This is a genomic window from Stutzerimonas degradans, from assembly GCF_024448505.1.
In the GTDB taxonomy this organism is placed as follows: domain Bacteria; phylum Pseudomonadota; class Gammaproteobacteria; order Pseudomonadales; family Pseudomonadaceae; genus Stutzerimonas; species Stutzerimonas degradans.
In genome coordinates, this window is the sequence record NZ_JAMOHV010000011.1 from 27,001 (window position 1) to 40,631 (window position 13,631).

The 13,631-nt window shown below is 64.9% G+C and carries 13 protein-coding genes and 1 tRNA gene; 6 read left to right on the forward strand and 8 right to left on the reverse strand.

The window, feature by feature from the left end; genetic code table 11:
- The first annotated feature begins 7 nt into the window (after positions 1-7).
- Positions 8-352 (forward strand): YdbL family probable chaperone protein, encoded by a 345-nt coding sequence (locus NAV27_RS14285; RefSeq protein ID WP_008567631.1) that lies wholly within the window; start codon positions 8-10, stop codon positions 350-352.
- 49 nt (positions 353-401) lie between these two features.
- Positions 402-1,946 carry a phospholipase D family protein gene (locus NAV27_RS14290; protein WP_102828775.1) on the forward strand — a complete coding sequence of 515 codons (1,545 nt, stop codon included), beginning with the start codon at positions 402-404 and terminating at the stop codon, positions 1,944-1,946.
- 28 nt (positions 1,947-1,974) lie between these two features.
- Here the strand turns inward: NAV27_RS14290 and NAV27_RS14295 are convergent, their stop codons facing one another.
- Together NAV27_RS14295 and NAV27_RS14300 are read right to left on the reverse strand one after the other, a co-directional pair.
- Positions 1,975-4,341 (reverse strand): DNA polymerase II, encoded by a 2,367-nt coding sequence (locus tag NAV27_RS14295; protein ID WP_102828774.1) that lies wholly within the window; start codon positions 4,339-4,341, stop codon positions 1,975-1,977.
- A 51-nt stretch (positions 4,342-4,392) separates the two neighbouring features.
- Complete coding sequence (locus tag NAV27_RS14300; RefSeq protein WP_102828773.1) at positions 4,393-5,364, reverse strand: GlxA family transcriptional regulator; 972 nt, start codon at positions 5,362-5,364, stop codon at positions 4,393-4,395.
- Positions 5,365-5,470: 106 nt separating this feature from the next.
- Between NAV27_RS14300 and NAV27_RS14305 the strand changes: the two genes are divergently transcribed.
- On the forward strand, positions 5,471-6,019 hold the full coding sequence (locus NAV27_RS14305) for a cysteine hydrolase family protein (RefSeq protein WP_102828772.1): 549 nt from the start codon (positions 5,471-5,473) through the stop codon (positions 6,017-6,019).
- A 127-nt stretch (positions 6,020-6,146) separates the two neighbouring features.
- Here NAV27_RS14305 and NAV27_RS14310 read toward each other — a convergent pair.
- From NAV27_RS14310 to dapA, 4 genes are all read right to left on the reverse strand, one after another.
- Positions 6,147-6,236, reverse strand: a tRNA-Ser gene (locus tag NAV27_RS14310).
- 108 nt (positions 6,237-6,344) lie between these two features.
- The gene (locus tag NAV27_RS14315; RefSeq protein WP_102828771.1) at positions 6,345-7,214 is read right to left on the reverse strand and encodes a phosphoribosylaminoimidazolesuccinocarboxamide synthase; all 870 of its coding nucleotides are present in this window, start codon (positions 7,212-7,214) and stop codon (positions 6,345-6,347) included.
- 92 nt (positions 7,215-7,306) lie between these two features.
- Positions 7,307-8,404, reverse strand: a complete 1,098-nt coding sequence (gene bamC, locus NAV27_RS14320) for an NlpB/DapX family lipoprotein (protein WP_102828770.1) — start codon at positions 8,402-8,404, stop codon at positions 7,307-7,309.
- Positions 8,405-8,421: 17 nt separating this feature from the next.
- A complete protein-coding gene (dapA, locus tag NAV27_RS14325) occupies positions 8,422-9,300 on the reverse strand; it encodes a 4-hydroxy-tetrahydrodipicolinate synthase (protein WP_008567638.1) in 879 nt (292 codons plus the stop codon).
- A gap of 222 nt (positions 9,301-9,522) precedes the next feature.
- Here dapA and NAV27_RS14330 point away from each other — a divergent pair, with 222 nt between their 5' ends.
- Both NAV27_RS14330 and NAV27_RS14335 read left to right on the forward strand, forming a co-directional pair.
- Positions 9,523-10,083, forward strand: a complete 561-nt coding sequence (locus NAV27_RS14330) for a glycine cleavage system transcriptional repressor (protein ID WP_102828769.1) — start codon at positions 9,523-9,525, stop codon at positions 10,081-10,083.
- Positions 10,084-10,094: 11 nt separating this feature from the next.
- Positions 10,095-10,568 (forward strand): peroxiredoxin, encoded by a 474-nt coding sequence (locus tag NAV27_RS14335; RefSeq protein ID WP_102828768.1) that lies wholly within the window; start codon positions 10,095-10,097, stop codon positions 10,566-10,568.
- 50 nt (positions 10,569-10,618) lie between these two features.
- On the opposite strand, the gene NAV27_RS14340 is transcribed toward NAV27_RS14335, so the two are convergent.
- Positions 10,619-10,870: a sulfurtransferase TusA family protein gene (locus tag NAV27_RS14340; protein WP_102828767.1), complete on the reverse strand. Its 252-nt coding sequence runs from the start codon at positions 10,868-10,870 to the stop codon at positions 10,619-10,621.
- A gap of 107 nt (positions 10,871-10,977) precedes the next feature.
- Between NAV27_RS14340 and NAV27_RS14345 the strand changes: the two genes are divergently transcribed.
- On the forward strand, positions 10,978-12,408 hold the full coding sequence (locus NAV27_RS14345; protein WP_102828766.1) for a M48 family metalloprotease: 1,431 nt from the start codon (positions 10,978-10,980) through the stop codon (positions 12,406-12,408).
- 85 nt (positions 12,409-12,493) lie between these two features.
- Here the strand turns inward: NAV27_RS14345 and nadA are convergent, their stop codons facing one another.
- Complete coding sequence (nadA, locus tag NAV27_RS14350) at positions 12,494-13,552, reverse strand: quinolinate synthase NadA (protein WP_102828765.1); 1,059 nt, start codon at positions 13,550-13,552, stop codon at positions 12,494-12,496.
- Positions 13,553-13,631 lie beyond the last annotated feature (79 nt).

A 13,631-nucleotide genomic window follows, 5' to 3' on the forward strand; every position in this document is an offset into this window, starting at 1 on the left:
GAAAGCCATGAAAACCTATCTGAAACTGGCCAGCCTGCTGCTCGCGCTCGGTCTGGCGCTGCCGGCCGCCGCCATGACGCTCAACGAAGCCATGTCCGCGTTGGGCACCGCCAAGGCCGCCGGCCTGCTCGGCGAGAAGCCCGACGGCTATCTGGGCGTGGTCGAGTCGCGCGGCGATGCCGAGGAGATCGCCAGCCAGATCAACCAGGCACGCCGGGCCGAATACCACCGCGTGGCCAAGCAGAACGGCGTCAGCGTTGGCGACGTCGAAGCCATCGCCGGCAAGAAGGCCATCGAGAAAACCCCGCCCGGACAGATCATCCAGCTGAACGGCAACTGGGTTCGCAAATGACCGCTCGGCCACGGCCAGCCGCCGGCGGTCGGGGCTGGCGTCAGTGCCGGTGACGCCCAGTCTGCGCCTGCGTCTCGCCCTGCTCTGCAGCCTGCTGCTGGTCGGCTGCACGTTGCCGCCGCTGGAGGGCCGCCCCCGCTCCAGTGCGCCGAGCCCTGCTGAAACCGCCGACACGCCACTGGGCCGCGCACTCGCTGCGCTGGTCGCTGCACATCCGGGGCGCAGCGGCATCCATCCGCTGAGCGACCCGCGCGATGCGTTCGCCGCGCGCGCGATGCTGGCCAACGCCGCCGAGCGCACGCTCGACGTGCAGTACTACATCTGGCGCAACGATCTCACCGGCACGCTGCTGTTCGAAGCGCTGCACGATGCCGCCGACCGCGGCGTCAGGGTGCGTCTGCTGCTGGACGACAACGGCACCAGCGGTCTAGACCGCCGGCTGGCGACGCTCGATGCGCATCCGCTGATCGAGGTGCGGCTGTTCAATCCCTTCGTGGTGCGCCAGCCGAAGGCCATCGGCTACCTCAGCGATTTCTCCCGCGCCAACCGACGCATGCACAACAAGTCGTTCACCAGCGACAACCAGGCCACCATCGTCGGCGGCCGCAATATCGGCGATGAATATTTCGCCGCCAGCGAGGGCATGCTCTTCGCCGATCTGGACGTACTGGCGGTCGGCCCGGTGGTCGATGAAGTCTCGCGCGACTTCGACCGCTACTGGGCCAGCGACTCCGCCTACCCGGTGACCGGCATCCTGCCCGCGGCAAGCGAGACAGCGCTGGACGAGCTGTCCGCGCAGGCGTCGATCATCGAGCGCGACCCGGCCGCCGGCCGCTACATTGAGGCGCTGCGCGATTCCGCGTTCATCCGTGACCTGCTCGCCGGCCATCTGCCGTTCGAGTGGGCGACCACACGCATGGTCAGCGACGATCCGGCCAAAGGCCTCGGCCTGGCCGACGGCGAGGGCCTGCTGACCTACCAGCTGGGCCAGATCCTCGGCGAGCCACGCCGTGACGTCGAACTGGTCTCGCCCTACTTCGTCCCCACCGCCACCGGTACCGAGGCCTTCGCCGCGCTGGCGGGCAACGGCGTGAAGGTGCGCATCCTGACCAATTCACTGGACGCCACCGACGTCGCCGCCGTGCATGCCGGCTACGCCAAGCGCCGCAAGGATCTGTTGCAGGCCGGCATTGTGCTCTACGAGCTGCGCCGGCTGGCCGACGGTAACGAGCCGAAGGACAAGGCCGGCCCGTTCGGCAGCTCCGGCTCCAGCCTGCACGCCAAGACCTTCGCCGTGGACCGCGAGCGGGTCTTCGTCGGTTCGTTTAACTTCGACCCGCGCTCGGCGCACCTGAACACCGAACTGGGTTTCGTCATCGACAGCCCGCAGCTGGCGGCACGTATCGAAACGATGTTCGACGAGCAGATTCCCGCCGCCTCCTACGAGGTCCGCCTGGCCGACAATGGCCGGCTCTACTGGCTGGAGCGCCGCAACGGCACCACCGTCCGCCATGACAACGAGCCGCAAGCGGGCTTCTGGCGGCGCGCCTCGGTGACGCTGCTGTCCTGGCTGCCGATCGAGTGGCTGCTGTGAACCACTGAGGTCGGCAACGCGCGGCCGCTCAGAACAGGTCGAGCTGCCCGTCGATCAGCGCGGAGAAGTCATCGCCGACGAACGGCAGAATCGCCTCTGCCACTGGCTGCAGCTGGCGCGTCAGGTAGTGGTCGTAGTCGATTGCGGCACGGCGTACTTCCAGCGGCTCGGGACCGGCGACGGTAATCACGTAGCGGATCCAGCCACCATTCTGATACTGCCGCGGCCGACCCAGGTGATCGTTGTACTCGTCGGCCAGACGCGCCGCGCGCACGTGCGGCGGCACGTTGCGCTGGTAGTCGGCAAGCCGGCGGCGCAGACGCTTGCGGTAGATCAGCAGCTCGTCGAATTCGCCCGCCAGCGTGCGCTGCACGTAATCGCGCACGAAGTCCCGATAGGGCTGGCGATGGAAGATGCGCCGGTACAGCTCCTGCTGGAAACGCTGGGCCAGCGGCGACCAGTCGGTGCGCACCGTTTCCAGCCCCTTGAAGACCAGGCCGTCGCTGCCGTCCGGCAGCGTGACCAGGCCGGCGTAGCGTTTCTTGCTGCCCTCCTCGGCGCCGCGGATGGTCGGCATCAGGAAACGCCGGAAGTGCGTCTCGAACTGCAGCTCCAGCGCGCTCTCCAGGCCGAATTCCGCACGCAGCTGCGCGCGCCAGTCGTCGTTGATCTGCTGCACCAGCGCACGGCCGATGCGCGCAGCCTCCTCGTCGGAGTGCGCGCGGCGCAGCCAGACGAAGGTGGAGTCGGTGTCGCCGTAGATCACCGTGTGGCCCTGCGCCTCGATCAGCTCGCGGGTGCGCCGCATGATCTGGTGGCCGCGCAGGGTGATCGACGATGCCAGACGCGGATCGAAGAAGCGGCAGCCGCTGGAGCCAAGCACACCGTAGAAGGCGTTCATGATGATTTTCAGCGCCTGCGCCAGCGGCTTGTTGCGCGCACGCTTGGCCGCCTCGCGCCCCTGCCAGACGCGTTCGACGATCGCCGGCAGGCAATGCCGGGTGCGCGAGAAGCGCGCGCCGCGAAAGCCCGGCACCGAGGCCTCGTCGGTCGGCTGGCGCAGCCCCTCGATCAGTCCGACCGGATCGATCAGGAAGGTCCGGATGATCGAGGGATACAGGCTCTTGTAATCGAGCACCAGCACCGATTCGTACAGCCCCGGCCGCGAATCCATGACGAAGCCGCCGGGGCTGGCTTCCGGCTCGCGCTCGCCGAGGTTCGGCGCGACGAAGCCCTGGCGATGCATCAGCGGCAGGTACAGATGCTCGAACGCGGCCACCGAGCCACCGCTGCGGTCGGCCGCCAAGCCGGTGACGCTCGCCCGCTCGAGCAGGAAGTCCAGCAGTTCGGCATGGGCGAAGATGCGCGTGACCAGCTCGCAGTCCTTGAGGTTGTAGCGGGCCAGGGCCGGCTTGTCCTCGGCGAACATGCGGTCGATCTCGGCCATGCGCTGGTACGGATTGTCGATCGCCTTGCCCTCGCCGAGCAGGCTCTGGGCGACGTTCTCCAGGCTGAACGAGGGGAAGCTCCAGGTCGCCGAACGCAGCGCCTCGATGCCGTCGATGAGCAACCGCCCCGCCGCCGCGGCGAAGAAGTGGTTGCGCCGCTGGCCGTGCTCGCGCCACTCCATTTGCGCCCCGCCGCGGCCCAGGCGCAGCGGAATCTGCAGACGCTGCGCGTGCTCGTGCAGCACACGCAGGTCGAACTGCACGAGGTTCCAGCCGATGATCGCATCCGGGTCGTGCGCCGCCAGCCACGCGTTCAGGCACTCCAGCAGCTCGGCGCGGCTCTGACAGTAGTCGAGACGAAAATCCACCGTGGCGTCCGACCCGTTCGCCGGGCCGAGCATGTAGACCTGCCGCTGGCCGCAGCCCTCCAGCGCGATGGAGTAGAGATCGCCGCGGGCATTGGTTTCGATGTCCAGCGAGACCAGTCGCAGCCGCGGCCGGTAGTCGGCGACCGGTTTGAGCTGCGCGTCGATCAGGCCTTCATCGCCAGCGGGCGTGCCGCTGAAGCACACCGGCGCGGTGATGAAACGCTCCATCAGGTAGCGCTCCGGCGGGCGGATGTCGGCCTCGTACACATCCACACCGGCATCGCGCAGCAGCCGCGCGCAATCGAGCAGGCGCCGGTACTGCCGGCAATACAGCCCCAGCACCGGCCGCTGACGGAAATCGCGCAACGCCAGCGGACTCAACTGGACATCGACTTCGCGCCGCAGCAACGCCTCGGCCCGCGTGCGCTCGTGCGCCGGGATGAAAGCGACCACCGGCCGGCTGGGAACGCGCACCAGGCGCGCGCCGGCAGCGGTGGCGAGCCAGAAGCTGATCTCGCAGCCCTCGGCAGTGTCGCGCCAGTGCCGGGTCAGAATGAACCCCTGCGGTAGATCCGCCATTACTCTCTCGGTCGCTCAGGCAAAGGCGGATTCTACGTCAGCACGCGGCGATCAGCCGGCCTGGAAGCGCTGGCGATACTCGCCCGGGGTCAGCCCGACGATGCGCGTGAAGACCTTGCGAAACGCCCCTGGGTCGCCATAACCGACCTCCCAGGCGACCCGCTCGATGGGCAAGCGGCCGGCCTGCAACATCTCCCGCGCCCGCCCGACGCGCAGGCGCTGGCAGTATTCAGTGGTCGTCATGCCGGTGGCCTTCTGGAAGCGCCGCAGAAAGGTGCGCGCCTCCAGCCCGGCGCGGCGTGCCAGGTCGGCGAGTGCAACCTCCTTGGCATCGGTTTCGGCAAGCCAGTGCTGCACGGCGAGCACGGCGTCGTCGCCATGCGTCAGGCGCGGCGCGAAGGCGCTGTAATAGCGCTGCTGGCGCCCCGGCGGATCGACCAGCAACATCCGCGCGGTGTCGATCATGATCGCCGCGCCCAGATAGCGATCCACCAGCCGCAGCCCCAGGTCGGTCCAGGCCATGATGCCGCCGGCGGTGATGATGTCATCGGCATCGATGATGAGCTGGTCGACATCCACCTGAACGTCGGCAAAGCGGGCCAGCAGGCGCTGCGCATAGAGCCAGTGGGTGGTCACGGTACGGCCGGCGAGCAAGCCGGTTTCGCCAAGCAGGAACGCGCCGGCGCACACCGATGCCAGCGTCGTGCCCGCCGCATGCTGCGCCCGCAGCCAGTCCCGGTAAGGCGCCGCTGCCTCGGACGAAAGCGGCTCCTCCAGGCTGGGCGGCAGGATCAGCACCTTCGGCGCGCCTCCCCCGCCCGGCAACGAATCGCGGATGCGCACCGGCGCATCGTCGTCGGCCTGTTGCTGCCAATGACTGACCCGCAGCAACGCGCCGGGTACCGGCCGCTCGTCGGCGATGCGCTGGGCAATCGCGAACAGATCGCTCAGGCCCAGCACGGCCGCCATCTGCGCACCGGGGTACAGCAGTATTCCGATCTCGATGCTGTTTTCCTGCGCCATATGTCTCTATCGCCCCGCAAGTTGTCGATCGCGCCACTTCGCAGCGTGCCGCCGCTGGCCAAGGATAGCCAGACCCTTTTTCACCCAAACGCAAAGGAATTCCCGTATGAGCAAACGAGCCGTCATCGTCATCGACCTGCAGAACGAATACACCCCGGCGGGCAAGCTGCCCCTGACGGGCATCGAGGCCGCGGTCGCCAACGCCGCACGGGTGATCGACGATGCCCGCGCCAAGGGCATCGCGATCATCCACGTCCGCCACGAATTTGCCCACGGCGAAAAACCGGCATTCACGCCCGGCACCGATGGCGTGCTGATCCAGCCCGAGGTCGCGCCGCGCGAAGGTGAGCCGGTCGTCATCAAGAACCACGTCAACGCCTTCCGCGAAACACCGCTGCAGCGCCTGCTCGATGAGCAGAACGTACGGGAACTGGTCGTCGTCGGTGCCATGAGCCACATGTGCGTCGATGCAGCGGTACGCGCCGCGGCGGACCTCGGCTACGCAGTCACCGTGCTGCACGACGCCTGCGCGACGCTCGATCTGGAATTCGGCGGCGTAACGGTACCGGCCGCACAGGTCCACGCCGCGATGATGGCAGCGCTCGGCTTCGCCTACGCCACCATCCGCTCGACCGACGAATACCTGTCCGCTTGAGATGAGCGAGGAGAGAGGCTGTTACCGAACGCGACGGCCTCCGCACCCCGGCACTGCAAATCGAGCACGCAAAAACACGAAACCCCTGATTCCTCGAAGAAATCAGGGGTTTCGCGTATCGATGTAATGGCGGAGAGATAGGGATTTGAACCCTAGGTACCCGCGAGGGTACAACGGATTTCGAATCCGTCCCGTTCGGCCACTCCGGCATCTCTCCAGCGGCGCGCATGATAGCAGCTCGGTTCGCGTTGGCGAACCCCGGCCGCTGACATTTTTTTCAATTTTTCAGCATCTTGCGCACTCGCCACCTCGCTTCGCCACGCGCTCAGGCAGTCAGGCGGGTCAGCGCCTCGCGGTATTTGTCCGCGGTCTTGCGCGCGACCTCGGCAGGCAGCGCGGGCGCCGGCGGTTCTTTGTTCCAACCGGTGGATTCCAACCAGTCGCGAACGAACTGCTTGTCGAAGCTCGGCGGATTGCTGCCTTCAGCGTAACTGTCGGCGGGCCAGAAGCGGCTGGAGTCGGGCGTCAGTACCTCGTCCATCAGCGTCAGCGTACCGTTTTCGTCGAGGCCGAACTCGAACTTGGTGTCGGCGATGATGATGCCGCGGGTGGCTGCGTACTCGACGGCAGCGCTATAGAGCGCAATGGATACGTCACGCACCTGTGCGGCCAGTTCTGCGCCGATGATGGCTTCGCATTGGGCGAAGGAGATGTTCTCGTCATGATCGCCCACGGCCGCCTTGGTCGAGGGCGTGAAGATCGGCCGCGGCAGCTTGGCCGCCTCCTTGAGGCCTGCCGGCAGCTGGATGCCGCAGACCGTGCCGCTCTTCTGGTATTCCTTCCAGCCGGAGCCGGCGATATAGCCGCGCACGATCGCTTCCACCGCAACCGGCTTCAAGCGCTTGGCCACGACCGCGCGGCCCTCCACCAGCGGCAACTCTGCGGGCGAAACCACATCCTCGACGCGATCGCCGGTGAAGTGATTGGGCACCAGATTCTTGAGCTTGTCGAACCAGAAGTTGGAGATGGCCGTGAGAATCTTGCCTTTTTCGGGAATCGGCTCGGCGAGAATCACGTCGAAGGCCGAGAGACGATCGGTGGCGACCATGAGCATGCGCTTGTCATCGATCGCGTAGAGATCACGGACCTTGCCGGAATAGATCTTCTTCAGGCTCAGGGTGGAGGGAGTGGTCATAGGGGGAATTCCGCTGTTGGCAGGTCATCAAAACGAAACAGGCGAAACCTGAGTTTCGCCTATTGAGATCGGTACAGGGCTGCCGGCTTCCTTTAGCCCAGGTTGTCCTTGATCAGCGACAGTACGCGGCGCGCCACGTCGGCTGGAGCCACGGCGTCGATACCCTTGTCCAGCGTCACCAGCACCTTGTCGCCAGCGCGAGTCAGACGCAATTGATAACGCTCGGCACGCGCCTCGATCTCGTCCTTGTCTTCTCCGCCGAACAGCCGCCCGAAGAAGCCCGGCTTTTCTTGCGGGTCCTTCGCGCCTTCGGCGAGATTGACATAGTAGACGCCCAGGCTGCGATCCAGGTCGTCGACCCGCACGTCGCCAGCCTGCAGCGCGCGACCGACACTTGACCAGGCGCGGTCAAAGTCGGTCTCCAGCTGCAGCACCGGAATGCCTGCACCGTCGTCGCTAAGCGTGACGCGGCTGGGCGCGTCGAAGTCGCGCTCGGCCAGCAACGACACGGAGCCAGCCTGCTCGGCGCTGCTGGCGAGCTTGGCATGCAGTTCGTCGAGCAGCACGCGGTCCAGCTCTGGATTGCTGGCGGTCTGTGGCCAGGTAATTTCCTCACTGCTGCCGAGTGGGCGCTTCACGCTGAGCACGTAGACTTCGCTGGTGTTGCGCTGCACGCCGGGCTCGACACGCACGCGCACCCGCGCTTCATCGTCCTGCAGGCCGAGATTGCGCGCGACGGCTGGATCGAGCTGATCGCCACGCTGCCATGCAGTGCTGAATTCGCCGGTCTGTGGACGTTCATCGGCGATATCGAAGCCGTTTTGGACGAAGAACTGCCGCGTCGCCGCCCAGACCTGGGCTGGCGCGCGCTGGGCGACCAGCCAGCGGGAGTCCTCGGAACTCTGGATGCTGAAATCGCTGACCTGTGCCGCCACCTGCAGACGCTGCGGACGCGGTACTTCGTATTCGCCTGTATGCGTGGAATCGGCGACCTGGCTTGGGATCGGCAACAGCGGATCGAGCGGGCGGATATCGCCATCTACCGGCACCTGCATCGGCGCGACCTGGCGCGCTGAAAGATAATCGCTGCCGCGATCGCGGAAATATCCGTCGTCGCCCCACAGCCAGCCGCAGCCGCTGGTAGCAGAGATGATCAGGGCTAGGGTCGAGAGTCCGGCCAGTCGCTTCATGCGTATTCCTTTGTTGTTCAAGCCAGCACGCCGGTCTGGCGCATTGCCTGGCGTAGCGGTTCCTGGTAGCTCGCACTCAGCCAGGTCAGTGGCAGACGAATGCCATTGCCCATCAGGCCCATTTCATGCAGCGCCCACTTGACCGGAATCGGATTCGACTCGAGGAACAACGCACGGTGCAGGGGCATCAGGCGCTCGTTGATGGCGCGCGCCGTCACTGCATCGCCGGCCATCGCCGCGGCACAGAGATCGCTCATAGCCCGAGGTGCCACGTTGGCTGTCACCGAGATGTTGCCCTTACCGCCGAGCAGCATCAGCTCAACGGCGGTGGGGTCGTCGCCGGAATACACCAGAAAATCCTTGCCGACCCGATCCAGCACTTCCTGGCCGCGTTTGAGATCGCCGGTCGCTTCCTTGATGCCGATGATGTTCGCCACTTTGGACAAACGCTCGACCGTCTCCGGCAGCATGTCGCATACGGTGCGACCCGGCACGTTGTAAAGAATCTGCGGAATCGCTACCGCTTCGGCGATGTGCTTGAAGTGCTGGTAAAGGCCTTCCTGGGTCGGCTTGTTGTAATACGGCGTGACCAGCAGACAGGCATCAGCTCCGGCGTCACGAGCGTTTTCCGTCAGCTCGACGGCCTCGCTGGTGGAGTTGGCGCCAGTGCCGGCAATGACAGGAATGCGGCCAGCAACCTGGTCAACGACGCGACGTATTACTTCGATATGCTCAGCCACACTGAGGGTTGCCGATTCACCGGTCGTTCCGACGGCAACGATTGCATTCGTACCTTCCTGCAAATGGAAGTCGACGAGTTTGCTCAGGCTATCCCAATCCAGACCACCCTGTGCGTCCATGGGGGTGACCAGCGCCACCATACTGCCCGCAATCATGCAACCGCTCCTGCCGGAAAAAGAGAGGCGTAATGGTACAAGGCTCCATTGCGCTTTGCGAGCACACCGCGTAGTCCGAACGCAATGATCGGATGCACCTGCCAGCCCACCTTTCCACGCCCGCCGAACCTACGACACATTCCCACGCGCGGCGCTTTTCGCTACTCTTAGCCGTTTTCGGCTTGGCTGGCCGACCCGATTCATCACCGCCAGGAATGTTGCATGTCCACCCCTCCAGTACCCCGCGAACAGTTCCTCGTCATCAGCGCCCTGGGCGCCAGTCCCATGGAGCTGACCAATGTGCTCTGCCGGGCCAGCAACGAGAACCGTTGCGCCGTCGTCAGCACACGGCTGACTCGCCACGGCGCCTGCAGCGCTCTGGTGCTGGAGATCACCGGCAGCTGGGACGCCCTCGCACGCATGGAAACCGCCCTGCCCAGTCTGGCCAAGAAGCACAGCTTTACCGCCAGCGTAGTTCGTAGCGAGGCCCTGGAAAGTCGTCCGCAGGCGCTGCCGTACGTCGCCTATGTCAGCGCCGTGTACCGACCGGATATTCTCAACGAGCTGTGCCAGTTCTTTATCGACCACCGTGTTGAACTGGAAAATCTGACCTGCGATACCTACGAGGCACCGCAGACCGGCGGCACCATGCTCAACGCGACGCTGACCGTTACCCTTCCCGCCGGCACCCAGATCAGCTGGCTGCGGGATCAGTTTCTCGACTTCGCCGATGCGTTGAACCTCGATGCACTGATCGAACCGTGGCGCCCGCAAAACCCGTAAGGAATTCCGTTATGGCAGTCGAACTCGGCCAACCCATCGCAACCTTCCAGGCCCAAGCCACCGGCGGCCTGCAGATCGATCTCGGCGCACTGAAGGGCGAACAGATCGTCCTGTACTTCTATCCCAAGGACAACACGCCGGGTTGCACCACCGAAGGACAGGATTTTCGTGACCGCCATGATGCCTTTCGCGCGGTCAACACGCAGGTGTTCGGCGTCTCGCGCGACAGCCTGAAGACTCACGAGAACTTCAAGAACAAGCAGGGCTTTCCCTTCGAACTGATCAGCGATCAGGACGAGCAACTCTGTCAACTGTTCGAAGTGATCAAGCTGAAGAAGCTCTACGGCAAGGAATATCTGGGCATCGATCGCAGCACCTTTCTGATCGATCGCAACGGCGTGCTGCGTCAACAATGGCGCGGCGTCAAGGTTCCGGGACATGCCGAGGCAGTCTTGCAGGCCGCCCGGACGCTGCACGACGCCTGAACCAAACGGGGCGGATTTTTCGCCCCTCGCACACGCAGATGACTCGCCTCTCAGGCCTTTCTCAACCAGTAGCGATAGATTCCGTCGTTCTCTTCCTCATGCAGCAGGGCGTGCCCGGCCAGCTTGGCGAAACTGCGAAAGTCCCGTTGCGAGCCAGGATCGCTGGCGATCACCTTCAGCACCGCACCACTGGGCAGGCCGTTGAGTTCCAGCTTGGCCTTGAGCAGCGGCATCGGACAGGCGAGCCCTACCGCATCCAGCTCGGCGTCGAAAGCAAGAGTCGGTTCGTCCGCCTCGATCATGGTCCAGCCTCCGCAAAAGGAACGCAGGATACCGAGCGCGGACGCCCTCTGGCCAGCCGCCCGAACACAAGGCTACAGTAGCGCTCCACCACCATGAGCCCGCCTGGATGAATCTGCTGCGCCCGACCCTGCTGACGCTCGCCTGCCTGCTCGCCTCCCCGCTTCCCGCCAGTGATCTTCCGTCGCTGGGCGATGCCAGCTCGAGCATCGTTTCACCGGAGCAGGAGTACCTCCTGGGCCGCGCCTGGCTCAGCCTGCTGCGCGGGCAGGTTCGTCAGCTATCCGATCCGTTGCTCAAGGATTATGTGGAAAGCAGCGTCTATCGCCTGACGGAAACCAGTCAGCTGCAGGATCGCCGCCTCGAGTTCGTGCTGCTCGAGAGCCCGCACCTCAACGCCTTCGCCGCACCGGGTGGAATCATCGGCGTCAACGGCGGCCTGTTCATTCATGCGCAGACAGAGGCCGAGTACGCCTCGGTGATGGCACACGAACTGGCGCACCTGTCGCAGCGACACTTCGCTCGCGGCCTGGAAGCGCAGCAACGCATGCAGGTACCGATGATGGCCGCCATGCTTGCCGGTGTAGTGGCCGCCGCGGCCGGCGCCGGCGATGCCGGTATCGCCGCGATTGTCTCGACCCAGGCCGCGGCGATCCAGGCGCAGCGTCGCTTTTCACGCCAGAACGAGCAGGAAGCAGACCGCATCGGCATCCTCAACCTCGAGAAGGCCGGCTACGACCCCCGCGCCATGCCGCAGATGTTCGCTCGCCTGATGCGCCAGTATCGCTATGACCAGAAGCCGCCGGAATTTCTGCTGACGCACCCGGTTACCGAGTCGCGCATCGCCGACACCACCAACCGCGCGGAACAGCTCGCCAACGGCGGTATCGAAGACAGCCTGCGTTACCAGCTGATCCGCGCACGCACGCAGCTGCGTTTCGAAACCACACCCGGCCTCGGCGCCAAACGCTTTCGCGCGCAGCTCAACGAGAACGCCGACCTCGACGCCGCGCGCTATGGCCTGGCGCTGGCACAGATCAAGGGCGGGCAACTGGATGAAGCGCGCAGCACCCTCGCACCGCTGCTGAACAAGGCACCGGACGAACTGATCTACAACCTCGCCCAGATCGAGCTGGAGGTCACCGCCAACCGCCTGCCTCAGGCGGAGCAATATCTTCAGCGCATGCTGCGCCAGTACCCGGGCAGCTACCCGTTGCGCCAGGCACGCATCGATCTGCTGATCAAGCAGGGACAGACCACCCAGGCAGCCAAGGAACTTGATCAGCTGGCTGCACAACGCAGCGCCGATCCGGACATCTGGTATCAGGTTGCCGAGATTCGCGGACTGACGGGCAACATCGTCGGCGTCCACGAGGCCCGTGCCGAGTATTTCGCGCTGGTTGGCGATTACGACCAGGCCATCGAGCAGCTGGATTTCGCCAAGCGTCGCTCCAGCAACTTCCAGCTCGCCTCACGCATCGATGCCCGTCAGCAACGGCTGATGGAAGAAAAACGCATGGTCGAAGATATGCTGCGCTGAACGCAGTACCGAGGCGCATTCGTCAGACTGAACGAATACGCCTCTTCTCCGTGCCGCGCTCTCGCACCCTCTTCGCAACAGTCGCTTAGGCGTTGCCGGCCTGGCGCAGGCGCGCGGCCTGGGTGAAGTCGAGCATGCGCTTGAGCGGCCTGACCGCACGCGGAATCAGCGCCGGATCGACGCGAATCTCGTTGCTTCCTTGGCGCAGGCAATCGAGCGTGCGCTCAAGGGTATTCATCGCCATCCACGGACAGTGCGCACAGCTGCGACAGGTCGCGCCCTGACCAGCAGTGGGCGCCTCGATGAAGATCTTGTCGGGACACAGCTGCTGCATCTTGTAGAAGATGCCGCGGTCGGTCGCGACGATAAACGACGTGTTCGGCAGCGTCTGCGCCGCCTTGATCAGCTGGCTGGTGGAGCCGACGGCATCAGCCAGCTCGATTACCGCCTCTGGCGACTCGGGGTGCACGAGAATCGCTGCATCCGGGTATAGCGCCTTCATGTCTGCCAGCTGCCGCGCCTTGAACTCCTCATGAACGATGCAGCCGCCGTCCCACAGCAGCATGTCCGCACCGGTTTCACGCTGCACGTAACTCCCCAGATGCTTGTCCGGCGCCCAGATGATCTTCTCGCCGTTATCCATCAGGCTTTCGACGATCTCCAGCGCGCAGCTGGAGGTCACCACCCAGTCGGCGCGCGCCTTGACCGCGGCTGAAGTATTGGCATAAACCACCACGGTACGCTCTGGGTGCTGATCACAGAAGGCGGCGAACTCCTCGACCGGGCAACCCAGGTCGAGCGAACAGGTGGCATCCAGCGTCGGCATCAGCACGCGCTTCTCCGGATTGAGAATCTTCGCCGTCTCCCCCATGAACTTGACACCGGCCACCACCACCGTCTGCGCCGAATGCTCGTTGCCGAAGCGCGCCATTTCCAGCGAGTCGGAAACACAGCCGCCGGTTTCCTCGGCCAACGCCTGGATAACCGGGTCGGTGTAGTAGTGCGCAACCAGGACCGCATTCTGCTTTTTCAGCTCGGCTGCGATCTCGCTGCGCAGGTGCGCCTCCTGCTCGGGCGACAGCGGCTTGGGCTGCTTGGCGGCGAGATGAGCCTGCACAAGGATGCGTTCGGGTATTTGCGTCATGTTGCGGGTCCTGCATGCACATTTGCGTGAAGCGCCGAGTATACCCGGGCATCGAACGGATTCGGCAGTTGGCGCCATT